This is a genomic window from Nocardioides zhouii (assembly GCF_004137345.1).
Lineage (GTDB): Bacteria > Actinomycetota > Actinomycetes > Propionibacteriales > Nocardioidaceae > Nocardioides > Nocardioides zhouii.
The window spans coordinates 1-16,691 of record NZ_SDWV01000004.1 but is presented as its reverse complement, the minus strand read 5'-3'; the positions used below and the strand labels follow the sequence as shown (position 1 = coordinate 16,691).

Below are 16,691 nucleotides of genomic sequence, written 5' to 3'. Positions count from 1 at the left end.
TTGTCCGAGTACGAACACATGTTCGAGTATTGCAGGTGAGGACCCCGCCGTCAAGCACGCGAGGAGGACCGGTTGTTCATGATGGCCGCATGACCTGGAGGGCGAGGTCCACGTCGTTGGCGGAGAGACGATCGGCGCCCGACCGCATCGCCCGGCGTACGTCCTCGGCGGAGGCGGCGTCGTTGGCGTGGACCTCGAGACCGAGACCGTGCAGGCGTTGGCTGATGCTCGGGGTCAGGTCGCCCGCATAGACGTGGGCGACGTCGAACCCGGACGTGGCCGCCGTCCCTACGACGTGGTGCTCGAAGACCGGGTCCGGCATCCACTCGGGCTGCCGGGACGAGAACAGCCCGGTGCGGGCCGACGGCTCGAGCCGCTTCAGCCGGGCGAGCAGGGGCAGGTTCCACCCCGTGAACTCCACGCGGTCCAGCGCGTGCGCGGCCCGCACCGCGTGGAGCACGGCCTCGAGGAACGCCACCCCGTATCCCTTCAGCTCGAGCTCGAAGCCGACGCCGTCGAGGGCCAGTACCTCCTCCAGCGTCGGGACCCGCTCGCCGGCGAACCCGGGGGAGAACCAGCCGCCAGCATCGAGACCGGCGATCGTGGCGCCATCGGTCTCGAAGACCGCGCCCGTGCCGTCCGTGGTGCGGTCGAGGGTCGAGTCGTGGACGACCACGAGCTGCCCGTCGGCGGAGGCCTGGACGTCGAACTCGATGGCGTCCGCCCCGGCTTCGATGGCCGCGCGGAACGCCGACAGGGTGTTCTCAGGCGCGACCGCGGACGCACCCCGATGGGCGACGAGCAACATGTGGCCACTCCAGCACAGATGTCGGTGCCCTGCCGTCGGTCCACTCTGGAACACTTTCCCCATGCGCGTTCACCTGGGCTCCGACCACGCCGGACTCGAGCTGAAGGACCACCTCCTCCACTGGCTCGTCGACCACGGCTACGAGGCGGTCGACCACGGCCCGTTCGTCTACGACGCCGTCGACGACTACCCCGTCTTCTGTCTCCGCGCCGGTGAGGCCGTGGCCGCCGAGCAGGCCGACGGTCTCGACTCGCTCGGCGTCGTCATCGGCGGCTCGGGCAACGGCGAGCAGATCGCGGCCAACAAGGTGACCGGCATCCGCTGCGCGCTGGCCTGGTCGGAGGAGACGGCGTCCCTCGCCCGCGAGCACAACGACGCCAACGTCGTCTCGGTCGGCGGCCGGATGCACTCGGTGGACGACATGACCCGCTTCGTGGAGGTCTTCCTCACCACGCCGTTCTCCGGCGACGAGCGCCACGTCCGGCGGATCGGCCAGCTCTCGGTCTACGACGAGACCCGCGAGCTCCCACCGCTGCCCGACTCGGCGTTGCGCGGCCCGGACGCGACCGTCACGGATGCCTGAGGGCCACACCCTCCGCCGACTCGCCGACGACCTGGTCGCGGCGTTCGCCGGGCGCGTCGTCCGCGTCTCCTCGCCCCAGGGACGCTTCGCCACCGAGGCGGCCGAGCTCGACGGCACGACGCTCCTCGGCGCCGACTCGGCCGGCAAGCACCTGTTCGTCGAGCTCGACCACGAGCGCTTCGTCCACGTCCACCTCGGCCTGATCGGGGCGTTCGACGTGCACGCATCGGTGGACCGGGTCGAGCCGCCGCGCGGTGCCGTACGTCTCCGGCTGGTCGCTGCCGACCACCTCGGGACGGCGTACGCCGACCTGCGCGGCGCCATCCTGTGCGACCTGGTCGGCGGGGCCCGACGCGACGAGATCCTGGGCCGGCTCGGTCCCGACCCGCTGCGCCGCGACGCCGATCCCGACCTCGCGTGGCGCCGGATCTCGCGGAGCCCCCGCTCGATCGGCGACCTTCTGATGGACCAGAAGGTGCTGGCCGGGGTCGGCAACGTCTACCGCGCCGAGGTGCTCTTCCGGCACCGCATCCATCCGCTGCGCCCCGGCGACACCCTGCGCGTGGGCCAGTGGCGGGCCATGTGGGCCGATCTGGTCGAGCTCATGTCGGAGGGTGTGCGCACCGGTCGCATCGACACGGTCCGGCCCGAGCACCTGCCCGAGGCGATGGGCCGGGCGCCGCGGACCGACGACCACGGCGGCGAGGTGTACGTCTACCGCCGTACGTCGATGCCGTGCCACGTCTGCGGGGCGACGGTCCGGACCGGGCAGCTGGTCGGACGCAACATCTTCTGGTGTCCGCGATGTCAGCCCGCGTTCCGCTCCCGAGCCGTACAGTCAGCGACCAGGAAGCCTGGCGCATCGGGAGGAGCTCGGGCATGACTGCTCCTTGGCTCGAGGCGAGCCTCAACCGGGTCGTGCCGCGCGGGTCACGGATCCTGGTGGCGCTGGTCGTCGCGACGCTTGCCATCGGTGCGTCGATCTGGCTCTTCCCGGTCGACGCGCCCCTGGTCACGCTCCTCGTGCCGCTGGTCGTCTCGAGCCTGATGCTGAGTCCACGACAGCTGCCGTGGTTCGTCGTGTTCGTGCTCGCCGTGCTCGCCGCCGTCATCCCTGTGCAGGACATCAGTGTCCGCATCGTGCTGACGGTGATCATCATCTTCGGGCTCGGGTTCCTGGTCCTGCTGTCCTCGTTCCGGCGCTCGCGCCTCGGCGTCGCGGGCATCCAGGGCGAGCAGATGTTCGTCGACCTGCGCGACCGGATCCTGCGCCAGGGCGGCATCCCCGCGCTCCCCGACGAGTGGTACGCCGCCGCCGAGCTCCGCTCCGCCGGCGGCACTCCGTTCGCGGGTGACTTCGTCGTCACCTCGCGCGTCGGTCAGCGCCTCGACGTCGCCGTCGTCGACGTCTCGGGCAAGGGCCAGGGCGCCGGCACGCGGGCCCTGCTGCTCTCCGGGGCGATCGGCGGGCTGCTGAGCGCGCTGCCCCCGAGTGAGTTCCTCGCCGGCGCCAACACCTTCCTGCTCCAGCAGGACTGGGACGAGGGCTTTGCCACCGCCATCCACCTGTCCCTCGACCTCAGCACCGGCCGCTACGACCTGCGCAGCGCCGGCCACCCGCCCGCCGCCGTACGCCACGCGGGCTCGGGGAGGTGGGAGGTCGTCGAGACCGAGGGGCCGATCCTCGGCCTCATCGAGGGCGCCACCTTCGAGGCCAGCTCCGGGGTGATGCGGAAGGGCGACGCCCTCCTGCTCTACACCGACGGCATGGTCGAGACCCGCAACCGCGACATCGCCTCGGGGATCGACAAGATGCTCGGGCAGGCCGAACGCCTGCTCCGCGGCGAGTTCGAGGGCGGCGCGACGCGACTGATCGACTCGCTCGGCTCGCGCAACGACGACCGCGCGCTGCTCCTGGTCCACCGCCGCTGAACGCCGGCGCTGAACGCCGGCGCCAAACAACGTGCGCACCTGTGGCACCATGACTCCCGCACAGGCGTCGTACGGGCCCCGTACGAGCAACGTCGGTGACGCGCGGATGTAGCTCAATGGTAGAGCCCCAGTCTTCCAAACTGGCTACGCGGGTTCGATTCCCGTCATCCGCTCCAAGCAGGCCCTCGGGTCGCCGACCAGGCGGCCCACAGGCCGGTTTGGCGGGGCGTAGCGTAGTGGCTAGCGCGCCTGCTTTGGGAGCAGGAGACCGCAGGTTCGAGTCCTGTCGCCCCGACCCCGAGACCGTGATTCGGCCTGCGCCCGCACCGCCGATAGACTCGTGTGGTTTGTGGCCGCGTCTTCCCCTCACGCGCGCGTGCCGCACGCCCAGGACGCAGCACCACCCATACCCGATGCACCAGGAGACATTTGTGAAGAGCGCCGTCGAGAACTTGAGCCCGACCCGGGCCAAGCTGACCGTCGAGGTGCCCTTCGAGGAGCTCAAGCCGAGCCTCGACGCGGCGTACCAGAAGATCGCGAAGCAGATCAACGTCCCGGGGTTCCGCCGGGGCAAGGTCCCGCCGGCGGTCATCGACCGCCAGGTCGGTCGCGGTCCGGTCCTCGACGAGGCCATCAACGCCGTCGTCCCGCAGCAGTACATGGCCGCGCTCCAGGAGCACGACCTGGAGCCGCTGGCCCAGCCCGACATCGAGGTGACGAAGTTCGAGGACAACGAGTCCCTCGAGTTCACCGCCGAGGTCGACATCAAGCCCGTGTTCGAGCTGCCCTCGTACGACGGCCTCGAGGCCAGCGTCGAGGACATCGAGATCAGCGACGCCGACGTCGACGAGCAGGTCGAGGCGCTCCGCGAGCGCTTCGGCACCCTCGTCCCGGTCGAGCGCGCGGCCGCCGACGGCGACTTCGTGACCATCGACCTCCTCGCGGCCGCCGACGGCGAGGCCGTCGAGGGTGGCGAGGTCACCGGCATGTCCTACAAGGTCGGCCGCGGCGGGATGATCGACGGCCTCGACGAGGCCCTGGCCGGTCTGTCCGCCGGCGACGACGCCACCTTCGACTCCGAGCTCGTGGGCGGCGACCTCGTCGGCCAGGCCGTCCAGGTCACCGTCAAGGTGACGGCCGTCCAGGAGCAGCAGCTTCCCGAGTACGACGACGAGTTCGCGCAGCTCGCCTCCGAGTTCGACACCGCGGAGGAGCTCACCACCGACGTGCGCGAGCGCCTCGGCCGGGGCAAGCGCCTCGAGCAGGCCGCCGCCGCGCGCGACGCCGTCCTCGAGGCCCTCCTCGAGAAGGTCGAGATCCCGCTGCCCGAGGTGATGGTGACCGACGAGCTGAACGCCCGTCGCCAGAACGTCGAGCAGCAGCTCGGCTTCGCCGGCATCACCATGGAGAAGTACCTCGAGGACGAGGGCCAGACCGCCGAGGAGTTCGAGGCCGACCTCGAGCGCCGGGTCCGTGACGCCGTCGCCGCGCAGTTCATCCTCGACAAGATCGCCAAGAAGGAGGAGTACGGCATCGACCAGGCCGAGCTCTCCGAGCACCTCGTGCGGCGCGCCCAGCAGTCCGGTCAGGACCCGCAGGAGTTCGCGAACCACATGTTCGAGCACAACCACATCCCCGACCTCGTGCAGGAGATCCTGCGCGGCAAGGCGCTCGCGACGATCGTGGAGTCCGCGACCGTCACGGACGCCTCGGGCAACGTGGTCGAGCTGAAGAACCTGCGTCCCGACGGCACCATCGGTGAGCCCGTCGAGGCCACGGACGAGGCCGACGAGGCAGCGGACGAGGCGACCGACGAGGCGACCGACGAGGACGCCGAGAAGGCCTGATCTCCTCGCTCCTGCGGAACCTGTCGACCGGCGTCCACCCTCGGGTGGGCGCCGGTCGTCGCCGTTCCGGGCCGGTCAGGCCGGGTTGGTGCGGGCGAGCACGTCGAGCGCGTAGCGGGCGATCGCCGCGCGCTGTCGCGACCAGTGGTCCATCGCGGTGCGGCGCTCGTCCGTGAGCTCCCCGGCAGCCGCCAGCTGCTCCGCCTCGGCCAGCAGCTCCAGCGGCAGGCTGGGCAGGCCGTTGAAGAGCATGAGGCTCACGGCGTGCCCGCGGCGCAGCACCGCGTCCGGCACGTCCAGGCCCTCGGCCGCCAGCCCGGCGGCGTACGCCGTCAGGCAGGCCTCGGCGAGCTCGGGCAGGTCGTCGGCGTCACGTCGGCCGATCTGGATATCGCCGACCACGAGCTGGGAGAGGTCGAAGCCGACCGGCTGCAGACGCCAGAAGCCGTAGTCGATGAGGGTGAAGCCCTCGCCGGAGGTGCGACGCAGCAGGTTGTTGGGGCAGGCGTCGCCGTGCGCGGCGCGGTGCGGCATCGCCGCGAACTCCTCCGCCAGGGGGTCGAGGTGGTTCGCGACAGCCGTGAGCTCGGCGCGCATGCTGCTGAAGTGCGGCGCGACCAGCTCGTGCTGCCACGTCGCGTCGTCGAAGAGTCCCGGCAGCACGGTCTGTGCGATCCGACCCTGCACGAAGTACTGGATGTGCCAGGGCAGCGGATCGATGTCGGCCACCTCCGCGACCCGGGCGCCGCCGGACAGCCGACCGAGCAGGCCGGCCGCTTCGACGTACGTCGTCCGGTCCCACGGCTCGGTGCTGTGCTCGACGACCTCCAGCCAGAGCACGGCAGTCTCGTCGGGCCGGTCGTCGACCCTGAGCGCGCGGGGCACGGAGAGGCCGGCCGGCAGCCGGTCGGCGAGGTCGGAGCCGTAGAGCAGGACCTCGGCGCGCCAGGGCACGGCGCTGCGTGCCCAGTCGCCCATCTCGGGTGGCACGAAGGCGAACGCGGGGGAGTGGCGCCAGTGGTGCACCCGCTTGACGAAGAACGTGAAGTCACGCGGGCCGTCGCCCGCATCGGCCCGCCCGCGGACCCAGGTGCGGGCACCGGTGAGGATGGAGGGGATGTCGTAGTCGACGGTCTGGGCGACCGAGTCGAGCAGATCGACCGACGGCACCTCCCACAGGTCGGCCACCATCGCCGCCAGGTCCGCGTCGTCGACGTCGTCGTCACCGAGGAGCGCACGGTCGTGCACCCCGGGGGTCGACGGCGTGAAAGTTGCTTTCATGGTGAGAAAAGGTAAGATGCTTTCATGTCTGACGTCAAGGGCGGCCGGTTGCCGGCAGTCGACCCGCACCTGCCGATGCTGATGGGCCTGATCTTCACCCACCTGCGCGCCCGCCTCGCCGTCGACGCGCCCGAGCTCCGGGCCTCGCAGCTGCGGGTGCTCGAGTGGCTGCCGCCCGAGGGCCTGACGATCAGCGAGCTGGCCGTCTGCGTCGAGATGACCACGCAGGGGTGCGGGCAGTTCGTGCGGCAGCTCGCCGGGCTCGGCATGGTGGAGGTCACGGTCGCCGACCACGACGCCCGGGCGAGGCGCGTACGCATCACGTCTCGCGGGCTCGACGCCGTGGCCCGGGCGAGGCTCGTGCTGGATGCGTGCGACGCGGAGTGGGCCGATCGGGTCGGGGCCGAGCGCTACCGCGTGTTCCGCGAGGTGCTGGCCGAGGTCGCGCTCGGCTGAATCCGCTGTGGGCGAACAGGGCGGGTTGTCGCGTGGAACTGTCCGACCTTCCGGCTAATGTCGCCAGCGTGAACCAGAACTCCAACCCAGTCCTCTCGCCCGAGATGAACGGCGCCGGTGGGATGTATGGCCTCGACGACCACATCTACCAGCGACTCCTCCGCGAGCGCATCGTCTTCCTCGGCTCCGAGGTGCGCGACCAGAACGCCAACGCGATCTGCGCCCAGCTCCTGCTGCTCTCCGCGGAGGACCCGGAGGCCGACATCTTCCTCCACATCAACAGCCCCGGCGGCTCCGTCGACGCCGGCATGGCGATCTACGACACGATGAACTACATCCCCAACGACGTGGCCACGGTCGGCATGGGCCTGGCCGCCTCGATGGGGCAGTTCCTACTCTGCGCCGGCACCAAGGGCAAGCGCTACGCCCTGCCCCACGCGCGCATCATGATGCACCAGCCCTCCTCGGGCATGGGCGGTTCGGCCTCCGACATCAAGATCCAGGCCCAGCAGTCGCTCCACATCAAGAAGGTGCTGCTCGACCTGATCGCCGAGCACACCGGCCAGACCGTCGAGCAGGTCGTCGCCGACGCCGACCGCGACCGGTGGTTCACGGCCGAGCAGGCCGTCGAGTACGGCCTGGTCGACAAGGTCGTCACCAATGCCCGCGAGGCCGCCGACGAGGGTCGCCCGGCCCGCCAATCCAGTTCCACGCAGAAGGACTGAACATGAACTACTACATCCCCCAGTGGGAGGAGCGGACCTCCTACGGGTTCCGCCGCATCGATCCCTTCGCCAAGCTCTTCGAGGACCGCATCATCTACCTCGGCACCCCGATCAGCGATGACGTCGCCAACGCCGTCATCGCCCAGCTCATGTGCCTGGAGACGATGAACCCCGACAGCGACATCAGCATCTACATCAACAGCCCCGGTGGCTCGTTCACGGCGCTGACCGCGATCTACGACACGATGAACTTCATCAAGCCCGACGTGCAGACCGTGTGCATCGGCCAGGCCGCGTCCGCGGCCGCGATCCTGCTGGGGGCCGGCGCGAAGGGCAAGCGGATGGCGCTGCCCAACAGCCGCATCCTGATCCACCAGCCCTACACCGAGGGCACGTTCGGCCAGACCTCCGACATCGAGATCCAGGCCAACGAGATCCTCCGGATGCGCGAGCTCCTCGAGCGGATGATCGCCGACTCGAGCGGCAAGGACATCGAGCAGGTCAGCAAGGACATCGAGCGCGACAAGATCCTGACCGCCGCCCAGGCCGTGGAGTACGGCCTGATCGACGCCGTGATCGAGTCCCGCAAGGCCACGCCCGCGCTCGTCTGAGCGCGATCCGGCCAACGGAAAACATGACCCGCGACATCTCGTGTCCGGCCCCCGCCGGGGGCCGACACGGGGTACCGTCGTCGGGCCCATTGCAAGACAGCACAGCGCAAGGTGTTGATTGCCGGAACCCTTTTCCGGCAAGACTGGAGGACACGACTCGTGGCACGTATCGGTGACGGCGGCGACCTGCTGAAGTGCAACTTCTGTGGCAAGAGCCAGAAGCAGGTCAAGAAGCTCATCGCGGGACCCAACGTCTACATCTGCGACGAGTGCATCGAGCTCTGCAACGAGATCATCGAGGAGGAGCTCGCCGAGGGTTCGGAGGTCAGCCTCGAGGAGCTGCCCAAGCCCAAGGAGATCTTCGAGTTCCTCAACTCCTACGTCATCGGCCAGGAGCACGCGAAGAAGTCCCTCGCCGTGGCGGTCTACAACCACTACAAGCGCGTCCAGGGCGGCCTGCAGCCGGTCAGCGGCAAGGCCAAGGACGACGTCGTCGAGGTCGCCAAGTCCAACATCCTCGTCATCGGCCCGACGGGCTGCGGCAAGACGTACCTCGCCCAGACCCTCGCCCGGATGCTCAACGTCCCCTTCGCGATCGCCGACGCCACGGCGTTGACCGAGGCCGGATACGTCGGCGAGGACGTCGAGAACATCCTCCTCAAGCTGATCCAGGCCGCCGACTACGACGTCAAGAAGGCCGAGACCGGCATCATCTACATCGACGAGATCGACAAGGTGGCCCGCAAGTCGGAGAACCCCTCGATCACGCGCGACGTCTCCGGTGAGGGCGTCCAGCAGGCACTGCTCAAGATGCTGGAGGGCACGACCGCGTCGGTGCCCCCGCAGGGCGGTCGCAAGCACCCGCACCAGGAGTTCATCCAGATCGACACCACCAACATCCTCTTCATCGTGGGTGGCGCCTTCGCCGGTCTCGAGCAGATCGTCGAGCAGCGCGTCGGCAAGAAGTCCCTCGGCTTCACCGCCGAGGTCCGCGGCGCCGCCGAGCGCAACGCCGACGACCTGCTCGCGCAGGTGCGTCCCGAGGACCTCACCAAGTTCGGCCTGATCCCCGAGTTCATCGGCCGCCTGCCCCTCATCGCGAGCGTCAACAAGCTCGACCGCGAGGCCCTCGTCCAGATCCTGACCGAGCCGCGCAACGCGCTGGTCAAGCAGTACCAGAAGCTCTTCGACCTCGACGGCGTCGAGCTCGAGTTCACCGACGAGGCCATCGACTCGATCGCCGACGCGGCTCTCGAGCGCGGCACCGGTGCCCGCGGACTGCGCGCGATCATCGAGGAGGTCCTCCTCTACGTGATGTACGACGTGCCGTCGCGTGGCGACATCGCGAAGGTCATCGTGACCCGCGAGGTCGTCGAGGACGAGGTCGAGCCGACTTTCATCCTGCGCGAGTCCGAGGGCCGGAAGAAGAAGTCTGCCTGAGCCTGATCCGCTCGCCTGGCCCATCGTGACCATGCCGGTCTAGTCATTTCGGACTATTCCGGGCTATCGGCGGTGATCAGGCGTCATGACCCGTCCACACTGACGTCTCGTCTGCATGTGGGAAGGGGACCCCGTGGGGGTTGATCCGAAGCGGCCGCTCGTCGGTTTCGCTCTCGTGGCCGTGCTCTGCGCCGTCCTGATGACCGTGTCGGTCGGCAAGGGCTGGAGCTTCGACTTCCTGCAGCCGGGCAAGCCCATCGCGTCGTCCGTGGGTGGTCATGTCGAGCGGGCGCCTGCCCCGTCGCCCGACGTGGCCGCACCTGTCGAGGTGGGCTTCCCGGTCCAGCTGAGCACCGCGCCGCTCGGGATCACCCCCGCGGCGCCCGCGAAGAAGCAGGCGGCGACGCCTGCCCCCGCATCCTCCGGCGTGACCGAGGACGACTCGTCCGACTCCTCCGACGAGGGCACGAGCAGCACCACCACCCAGGTCGAGCACGAGACCGAGGTCGCGCCCGCGCCCAAGGCCGACCGCAAGGCCGAGAAGTCCGCCGCCCGCGCGGAGCGCAGGCTTGCCCGGCTCGAGGCCAAGGCCCAGCGCCAGCTCCAGAAGGCCGAGAGGCGGGTCGAGAAGGCGGCGGACAAGGCCCAGCGCCACGCCGAGAAGGCCGCGGAGAAGGCGGCTCGCGACGCGGCCAAGGCCGCCGAACGGGCCACCCGCGACGCCGAGAAGGCCCTCCGCGACGCGGAGAAGGACGCCGCGAAGTCACTCCGCGACGCGGAGAAGGCCGCCCGCTAGGTCTCGCCCCCGCCACCGCTCCGAGCGGTGGCCCAGCCACGTTCGCTGGCGCGAAAGGTGGGTGGACCACCGCTCAGACGGTGATCAGTCCTCGGTCGGGGCGAGCTCGGCGCTGACCCGCAGCTCGGTGGCGGAGTCGTCCGCCACGAACTCGAGGTCACCGACGATGGTGCCGACCGCGCGCAGGTCGTTCTCCGCCTGCCGGGCGGCGTTGACGAGTGACTCCGGCCCGGTGATCACCACGCGGGAGAGCGGGGCGCGCATCTTGGCCTTGGCCTGCGACTTGGCGCCCCGGATGCCGGTGAGCGCGGCCGCGACCGCGTCGAGCACCAGCGGCTGGGCGGCGGCGGCGGAGCCGAGGTCGGCGGCGGTCGGCCACGGGGCGTGGTGGATCGAGCCGTCCTGCCACCACGACCAGACCTCCTCGGTGGCGTACGGGAGGAAGGGCGCGAGCAGCCGGAGCTGGACGTGCAGCGCGATCGCGAGCGTGGCGCGGGCCGATTCGGTCGCGGGACCGCCGTCGGAGTCGTACGCACGCTCCTTGACCAGCTCGAGGTAGTCGTCGCAGAACTCCCAGAAGAACTTCTCGGTGACCTCGAGCGCGGTCGTGTAGTCGTAGTCGTCGAACGCCTCCGTGGCCCTGCGGACCACGACCTCGAGCCGGCCCAGCAGGGCGCAGTCGACCGGCGCGCTGACGGCGCTGGGCGTGAGCGCGGTGGCGCCGACGTTGCCGAGGACGAACTTCGAGGCGTTGAGCACCTTCATCGCGAGCCGGCGCCCGACCTTCATCTGCGACTCGTCGAACGGCGAGTCCGCACCGGGGCGGCCGATGGCGGCGCGCCAGCGGACGGCGTCGGCGCCGTACTTGTCGAGGATGTCGGTCGGGACGACGACGTTGCCCTTGGACTTCGACATCTTCTTGCGGTCGGGGTCGACGATGAAGCCCGAGATCATCGCGTGCGACCACGGGACGACCTGGTTCTCGAAGTCGGCGCGGACGACGCGCGAGAACAGCCAGGTGCGGATGATGTCGTGCGCCTGGGTGGCGAGGTCGTAGGGGAAGACCCGCGAGAACAGGTCGTCGTCGACGCCCCACATACCGGCGATGTGCGGCGTCAGCGACGAGGTGGCCCAGGTGTCCATCACGTCGGGGTCGCCGACAAAGCCGCCGGGCTTCCCGCGCTGGTCCTCGGTGTAGCCGTGCGGCGCCTGGGTCGACGGGTCGACCGGCAGCTGGTCCTCGCTCGGCATGAGCGGGTGGTCGTGGTCGGGCTCGCCGTCGCTGGTGACGGGGTACCAGACCGGGAACGGGATGCCGAAGAAGCGCTGCCGCGAGACGAGCCAGTCGCCGTTGAGGCCGCCGACCCAGTTGTCGTAGCGGTGCTTCATGTGGGCGGGGATCCAGGTGATCTCCTCGCCGCGGACCAGCATCTCCTTGCGCAGCGCGGCGTCGCGCCCGCCGTTGGTGATGTACCACTGGCGCGTCGCGACGATCTCGAGCGGCTTGTCGCCCTTCTCGTAGAAGTTCGCCATCCGCTGCGTGGCCTTCGGCTCGCCGTCGAGGTCGCCCGACTCGCGGAGCAGGGCGACCATCGCCTCGCGGGCGCTGAAGGTCGTCTTGCCCGCCATCTCGGCGTACGCCGTCGACGCGGCGTCGCTGCCCAGCCACTCGGGCACCTCGCGGGTGAGGCGGCCGTCGCGGCCGACCACGGTGCGGACCGGGAGGTCGAGCTCGCGCCACCACATCACGTCCGTGAGGTCACCGAACGTGCAGCACATCGCGATGCCGGCGCCCTTGTCGGGCTCGGCGGCGTGGTGGGCCAGGACCGGGATCTCGACACCGAAGACCGGCGAGGAGACCGTGGTCCCGAAAAGGCCCTGGTAGCGCTCGTCGTCGGGGTGCGCGATCAGCGCGACGACGCTCGGGATCAGCTCCGGGCGCGTCGTCTCGATGTGGAGGGGAGAGCCATCGGGGCGGTGGAAGGCGACGCGGTGGTAGTGACCGGGGTAGTCGCGCGCCTCGAGCTCGGCCTGCGCGACGGCCGTCTGGAACGTGACGTCCCAGAGGGTCGGCGCCTCGGAGAGGTAGGCCTCGCCGCGGGCGTAGTTGCGCAGGAACGCGCGCTGGCTGACCGTACGGGAGTGGTCGCCGATCGTGGTGTACGTCGGGTTCCACTGGACCGAGAGGCCGAGCTGGCGCCACAGCGCCTCGAAGGCCTTCTCGTCCTCGACCACCAGCTGCTCGCACAGCTCGATGAAGTTGGGCCGGCTGATCGGGACCTGCTTCTTGGCGTCCGCCCCCTTCAACTGGCTGAGGTCGGGAGGCGTGAAGTCGGGCTCGTACGCCAGGGTCGGGTCGCAGCGGACGCCGAAGTAGTTCTGGACGCGGCGCTCGGTCGGCAGGCCGTTGTCGTCCCAGCCGATCGGGTAGAAGACGGCCTTGCCCTGCATCCGCTGGTAGCGCGCGATCAGGTCGGTGTGGCTGTAGGAGTAGACGTGCCCGACGTGCAGCGACCCGCTGACGGTGGGCGGGGGAGTGTCGATGGAGTAGACGTTCTCGCGCGGCTGGGTGCGGTCGAAGGCGTACGTGTCGTTCTCGGCCCAGGTGCGCGACCACTTCTCCTCGAGCCCCTCCAGCGCCGGACGCTCCGGTACGACGACGGCACGCGGATCGGTGCTCGTCGTCTCCGGGGCATGGGTGCTGGGGTTCTCAGTCATGTCCTGAGTCTATGGACGGGCCTCCTGCCTGCGAAAACGACCAGTGGGAATTGGGTTGGCAAGGTGGCGCGGTGCGCGTCTAGCGTGGCGTGATGGATCTCGAGTTCTTCGACGCCCCGCAGCCCTTCCTCGACGTGGCCGGCGATCTGCTCGCCTCGGACCCCGTCCTGGGCAGCGTGATTTCGAGCGTGACCCAGCGGACCGCTCGCGAGCTGGCCGACGGCCGGGACTCCTGGGCGGAAGCCGACGCCCCGTTCGACCGGTGGTGGCTCGCCGTACGGGACGGGTCGGGCGCCGTGGTGAGCGCGGCGATGCGGACCGCGCCCTTCAAGCCCTACCCGACCTTCGCGATGCCGATGTCCGACGACGCCGCCCGTGCCCTCGCGACCGCGCTGCACGAGCGGGGGGAGTTCCTCGGCGGCGCCAACGGCGCGCTGCCGGGTGCCGAGGTGCTCGCCCGGGCGACCGCCGAGCTGGCCGGCGGGGAGATGGTCTCGGACAAGGCGACCCGACTCTGGGAGGCTACGGCGGTTGACGTCCCGCGCGCCCCCGAGGGCACGCTCCGACCGGCCACCGAGGCCGACGCCGAGCTGGTGCTCGCGTGGTTCACGGCCTTCCACGAGGAGGCCGACGAGCAGGCCGGCCGCGAGCCCGACCCGACGTCGGGCGAGCACAACACGCTCGACAGCATCCTCGTCAGGATCCGCGAGGGGGTCGAGTGGCTCTGGGAGCTGCCGGACGGCACCGTCGCGCACCTCACCGGATCCGGGCTGCCGTCGTACGGCGTCGCGCGGATCGGCCCGGTCTACACGCCTCGGGAGTTCCGCGGCCGCGGCATCGCGTCGTACGTCGTCGGCGAGCTGACCCGGCGCGGCCTCGAGGCGGGCCACCGGATGTGCCTGTTCACCGACCGTGCCAACCCGACGTCGAACAAGATCTACGCCGAGCTCGGCTACGAGCTGGTCGTCGACATGGCCGAGCACCTCGTCACCGTCCCGCCGACGCCCTAGTCTCGGCGGATGCGGCCCCTGTTCCGACGCAGCGTCCTGCTGACCCTGTCCCTCCTCGTCACGGCCGCGGCGCTGCCGGCCGGCGCCGTCCCCGAGGCGGACCGGCGGGCCCCGGTGCACGCCGTCGGCGGGTGCGAGCTGTTCCCGGCCGACAACCCGTGGAACCGGCGCATCGACGATCTCCCCGTGTGGAAGGACTCGCGCGCGGTCGTCGCGAAGCAGGCCGCCGGGCACGACCTCCACCTCGACCTCGGGACCACCGAGGACTACTACGGCATCCCGGTCAACGTCGTCGACGAGGACCAGCCGCTCCTACCGCTGCTGTTCGGTGTCGACGGCGAGGACTACCGCGACGAGAGCGACCGCGGCCCGGTCTTCGTGCCGGCCGGTGCCGCCATCGAGGGCGGCAGCGCGCGGGACCCCGATCCCGCCGAGGGCGACCGTCACGTCCTGGCGGTCCGTCGCGGGACCTGCGACCTCATCGAGCTGTACGCCGCCGAGCGGGTGCGCGACTCGTCCGGCATGGTCGTCGCCTGGCGGGCCGCGGCTGCCGCGCGCTGGGACCTCTCGTCCAACCGGCTGCGGCCGGCGACGTGGACGTCCGCCGACGCGGCCGGCATGCCGATCCTGCCCGGCCTCCTCTCCTACGACGAGGCCGCGTCGGGCCGGATCACCCACGCCCTGCGCTTCACGCTGCCGAGCGCGCGCCACGCGTACACGTGGCCGGCCCGCCACTGCGGCCCGAGCGGCAACACCGCGCGGGACCTGCCGGCGTACGGACTGCGCTTCCGGCTGCGGAAGTCGTTCCCGACGGCGGCCTACACCGGGGCGGCGCGCGCGATCGTCGTCGCGATGAAGCGCTACGGCCTCGTCTACGCCGACCAGGGCTCGTCGATGTACGTCACGGGCACCGCCGACCCGCGCTGGGCCGACGCCCTCGACCAGTTCCGCGAGCACCCCGTCGACGGCACGGCGCTGCAGGTGGTGGAGCCCTGGCGGCGGATCGTCCGCTGCTGACACGGGCCCCTAGACTCGGCGCGAGATGACTGAGCTGCCCCCGGACCCCGCCGAACCCGCACGCCTCGCCCAGACCTTCGCCGAGGTCGAGGACGCCCTGCTCTCCCGCTGGCCGGAGACGAAGCTCGAGCCGAGCCTCGACCGGATCCAGGCCTTCACGGAGCTGCTCGGCGATCCGCAGCGGTCGTTCCGATCGGTGCATGTGACGGGCACCAACGGCAAGACCAGCACGAGCCGGATGATCGAGACGCTGCTGCGCGCGCTGGACCTGCGTACGGGTCGGTTCACCTCGCCGCACCTCGAGAAGATGAGCGAGCGGATCAGCATCGACGGCGAGCCGCTCGACGACGAGGGCTTCGTCCGCGCCTTCAACGACGTCGCGCCCTACACGCACCTGGTCGACGCCGAGCAGGAGCACCCGCTGAGCTTCTTCGAGACGATCGTCGGGATGGCGTACGCCTCCTTCGCCGAGGCCCCGGTCGACGTCGCCGTCGTCGAGGTCGGGATGGGTGGTGCCTGGGACGCGACGAACGTGATCGACGCCGACGTCGCCGTCGTGCTCCCGATCGCGGTCGACCACGAGAAGTACCTCGGCGACGACCCCGCCACGATCGCGGTCGAGAAGGCCGGGATCATCAAGCCCGGCTCCGTCGCCGTGCTGGCCGAGCAGACCCCCGAGGTCGCCGCCGTGCTGATGGCGCGGGTCGCCGAGGTCGGCGCCAGCGTCGCGCGCGAGGGCGTGGAGTTCGGCGTCGCCGCCCGTACGCCCGCGGTCGGCGGGCAGATGCTCTCGCTGCAAGGCGTGCACGCGAGGTACGACGACGTGTTCCTCCCGCTCTACGGCGCCCACCAGGCCCAGAACGCCGCCGTCGCCCTCGCCGCGGTCGAGTCGTTCGGCAGCGGCGCACTCGACGACGACCTGGTCCGAGCGGCGTTCGCCGAGGTGACCTCGCCGGGACGGCTCGAGATCATCCGCCGCAGCCCGACCATCGTGCTCGACGCCGCCCACAACCCGCACGGCGCGGAGGCGCTCGCCGCCGCGCTCGAGGACTCCTTCGCCTTCAGCCCGCTGGTCGGGGTGATGGGCGTGATGTCCGACAAGGACCACGAGGGCCTGCTGAACGTCCTCGAGCCGCACCTCACCTACCTCGTCTGCACCCAGAACTCGAGCTCGCGCTCGATGTCCGCGGCCACCCTCGCCCGTACGGCCACCGAGATCTTCGGGGAGGACCGGGTCAGCGTCGTGCCCGACCTCGCCGAGGCGATCGACCGTGCGGCCACGCTGGCCGAGGCGGGAGAGGCCATCGAGGTGTCGATCGGCGCCGGCGCGGTGCTGGTGACCGGTTCGGTCGTGACCGTCGGCGAGGCCCGGGCGATGCTCAAGGGCCGTCGATGAGTAGCCCTGTGTCAACGTCAGGCGGCCTCGAGGTGGTTGAGGACTGCTTGCAGCGCGTTGTGTTGGGTGGG

General features: G+C 70.5%; 15 protein-coding genes and 2 tRNA genes. 14 read left to right on the top strand and 3 right to left on the bottom strand.

Features of this window, described 5'->3' with window-relative positions; genetic code table 11:
* Positions 1-76: 76 nt before the first annotated feature.
* Positions 77-808 carry a glycerophosphodiester phosphodiesterase gene (locus EUA94_RS04730; RefSeq protein WP_165356801.1) on the bottom strand — a complete coding sequence of 244 codons (732 nt, stop codon included), beginning with the start codon at positions 806-808 and terminating at the stop codon, positions 77-79.
* Between the two features lie 61 nt (positions 809-869).
* Between EUA94_RS04730 and EUA94_RS04725 the strand changes: the two genes are divergently transcribed.
* From EUA94_RS04725 to tig, 6 genes are all read left to right on the top strand, one after another.
* On the top strand, positions 870-1,391 hold the full coding sequence (locus EUA94_RS04725; RefSeq protein WP_129425233.1) for a ribose-5-phosphate isomerase: 522 nt from the start codon (positions 870-872) through the stop codon (positions 1,389-1,391).
* The gene (locus EUA94_RS04720) at positions 1,384-2,274 is read left to right on the top strand and encodes an Fpg/Nei family DNA glycosylase (RefSeq protein ID WP_129425231.1); all 891 of its coding nucleotides are present in this window, start codon (positions 1,384-1,386) and stop codon (positions 2,272-2,274) included. The genes EUA94_RS04725 and EUA94_RS04720 overlap by 8 nt, the downstream gene beginning before the upstream one ends.
* Positions 2,271-3,323, top strand: coding sequence for a PP2C family protein-serine/threonine phosphatase (locus EUA94_RS04715; RefSeq protein WP_129425229.1), 1,053 nt, complete (start codon positions 2,271-2,273; stop codon positions 3,321-3,323). Before EUA94_RS04720 ends, EUA94_RS04715 begins: the two co-directional genes overlap by 4 nt.
* 102 nt (positions 3,324-3,425) lie before the next feature.
* Positions 3,426-3,499, top strand: a tRNA-Gly gene (locus EUA94_RS04710).
* Between the two features lie 46 nt (positions 3,500-3,545).
* Positions 3,546-3,618, top strand: a tRNA-Pro gene (locus EUA94_RS04705).
* Between the two features lie 136 nt (positions 3,619-3,754).
* Positions 3,755-5,170 carry a trigger factor gene (tig, locus tag EUA94_RS04700; RefSeq protein WP_165356800.1) on the top strand — a complete coding sequence of 472 codons (1,416 nt, stop codon included), beginning with the start codon at positions 3,755-3,757 and terminating at the stop codon, positions 5,168-5,170.
* 75 nt (positions 5,171-5,245) lie between these two features.
* Here the strand turns inward: tig and EUA94_RS04695 are convergent, their stop codons facing one another.
* Positions 5,246-6,451 (bottom strand): phosphotransferase, encoded by a 1,206-nt coding sequence (locus tag EUA94_RS04695; RefSeq protein ID WP_129425225.1) that lies wholly within the window; start codon positions 6,449-6,451, stop codon positions 5,246-5,248.
* A 24-nt stretch (positions 6,452-6,475) separates the two neighbouring features.
* Between EUA94_RS04695 and EUA94_RS04690 the strand changes: the two genes are divergently transcribed.
* The 5 genes from EUA94_RS04690 to EUA94_RS04670 all read left to right on the top strand — a co-directional run bounded on the left by EUA94_RS04690 (position 6,476) and on the right by EUA94_RS04670 (position 10,479).
* Entirely contained in the window at positions 6,476-6,907 is a 432-nt protein-coding gene (locus tag EUA94_RS04690) for a MarR family winged helix-turn-helix transcriptional regulator (protein WP_129425223.1), read from the top strand.
* Between the two features lie 104 nt (positions 6,908-7,011).
* Positions 7,012-7,632 carry an ATP-dependent Clp protease proteolytic subunit gene (locus EUA94_RS04685; RefSeq protein WP_129425675.1) on the top strand — a complete coding sequence of 207 codons (621 nt, stop codon included), beginning with the start codon at positions 7,012-7,014 and terminating at the stop codon, positions 7,630-7,632.
* A gap of 2 nt (positions 7,633-7,634) precedes the next feature.
* Positions 7,635-8,243, top strand: a complete 609-nt coding sequence (locus tag EUA94_RS04680; protein WP_091196598.1) for an ATP-dependent Clp protease proteolytic subunit — start codon at positions 7,635-7,637, stop codon at positions 8,241-8,243.
* Positions 8,244-8,402: 159 nt separating this feature from the next.
* Positions 8,403-9,683, top strand: a complete 1,281-nt coding sequence (clpX, locus tag EUA94_RS04675) for an ATP-dependent Clp protease ATP-binding subunit ClpX (RefSeq protein WP_129425221.1) — start codon at positions 8,403-8,405, stop codon at positions 9,681-9,683.
* A gap of 133 nt (positions 9,684-9,816) precedes the next feature.
* Complete coding sequence (locus EUA94_RS04670) at positions 9,817-10,479, top strand: hypothetical protein (protein WP_129425219.1); 663 nt, start codon at positions 9,817-9,819, stop codon at positions 10,477-10,479.
* A gap of 84 nt (positions 10,480-10,563) precedes the next feature.
* Here the strand turns inward: EUA94_RS04670 and valS are convergent, their stop codons facing one another.
* Positions 10,564-13,197: a valine--tRNA ligase gene (gene valS, locus EUA94_RS04665; RefSeq protein WP_129425217.1), complete on the bottom strand. Its 2,634-nt coding sequence runs from the start codon at positions 13,195-13,197 to the stop codon at positions 10,564-10,566.
* Positions 13,198-13,289: 92 nt separating this feature from the next.
* Here valS and EUA94_RS04660 point away from each other — a divergent pair, with 92 nt between their 5' ends.
* From EUA94_RS04660 to EUA94_RS04650, 3 genes are read left to right on the top strand one after another with little or no spacing between them, the layout of a single operon-like run.
* Positions 13,290-14,207 carry a GNAT family N-acetyltransferase gene (locus EUA94_RS04660; protein WP_129425216.1) on the top strand — a complete coding sequence of 306 codons (918 nt, stop codon included), beginning with the start codon at positions 13,290-13,292 and terminating at the stop codon, positions 14,205-14,207.
* Positions 14,208-14,216: 9 nt separating this feature from the next.
* The gene (locus EUA94_RS04655; RefSeq protein WP_129425214.1) at positions 14,217-15,224 is read left to right on the top strand and encodes a hypothetical protein; all 1,008 of its coding nucleotides are present in this window, start codon (positions 14,217-14,219) and stop codon (positions 15,222-15,224) included.
* Between the two features lie 25 nt (positions 15,225-15,249).
* Entirely contained in the window at positions 15,250-16,620 is a 1,371-nt protein-coding gene (locus tag EUA94_RS04650) for a bifunctional folylpolyglutamate synthase/dihydrofolate synthase (RefSeq protein WP_129425212.1), read from the top strand.
* Positions 16,621-16,691 lie beyond the last annotated feature (71 nt).

Excerpts from the sequence above, each read along its gene's own strand:
- EUA94_RS04680 (WP_091196598.1), top strand. The coding sequence starts at position 7,635 with ATGAACTACTACATCCCCCAGTGGGAGGAGCGGACCTCCTACGGGTTC.
- EUA94_RS04695 (WP_129425225.1), bottom strand. The coding sequence starts at position 6,451 with ATGAAAGCAACTTTCACGCCGTCGACCCCCGGGGTGCACGACCGTGCG.
- EUA94_RS04720 (WP_129425231.1), top strand. The coding sequence starts at position 1,384 with ATGCCTGAGGGCCACACCCTCCGCCGACTCGCCGACGACCTGGTCGCG.
- EUA94_RS04655 (WP_129425214.1), top strand. The coding sequence starts at position 14,217 with ATGCGGCCCCTGTTCCGACGCAGCGTCCTGCTGACCCTGTCCCTCCTC.
- EUA94_RS04730 (WP_165356801.1), bottom strand. The coding sequence starts at position 808 with ATGTTGCTCGTCGCCCATCGGGGTGCGTCCGCGGTCGCGCCTGAGAAC.
- EUA94_RS04650 (WP_129425212.1), top strand. The coding sequence starts at position 15,250 with ATGACTGAGCTGCCCCCGGACCCCGCCGAACCCGCACGCCTCGCCCAG.
- EUA94_RS04660 (WP_129425216.1), top strand. The coding sequence starts at position 13,290 with ATGGATCTCGAGTTCTTCGACGCCCCGCAGCCCTTCCTCGACGTGGCC.
- EUA94_RS04690 (WP_129425223.1), top strand. The coding sequence starts at position 6,476 with ATGTCTGACGTCAAGGGCGGCCGGTTGCCGGCAGTCGACCCGCACCTG.
- EUA94_RS04715 (WP_129425229.1), top strand. The coding sequence starts at position 2,271 with ATGACTGCTCCTTGGCTCGAGGCGAGCCTCAACCGGGTCGTGCCGCGC.
- EUA94_RS04685 (WP_129425675.1), top strand. The coding sequence starts at position 7,012 with ATGAACGGCGCCGGTGGGATGTATGGCCTCGACGACCACATCTACCAG.
- EUA94_RS04725 (WP_129425233.1), top strand. The coding sequence starts at position 870 with ATGCGCGTTCACCTGGGCTCCGACCACGCCGGACTCGAGCTGAAGGAC.
- valS (WP_129425217.1), bottom strand. The coding sequence starts at position 13,197 with ATGACTGAGAACCCCAGCACCCATGCCCCGGAGACGACGAGCACCGAT.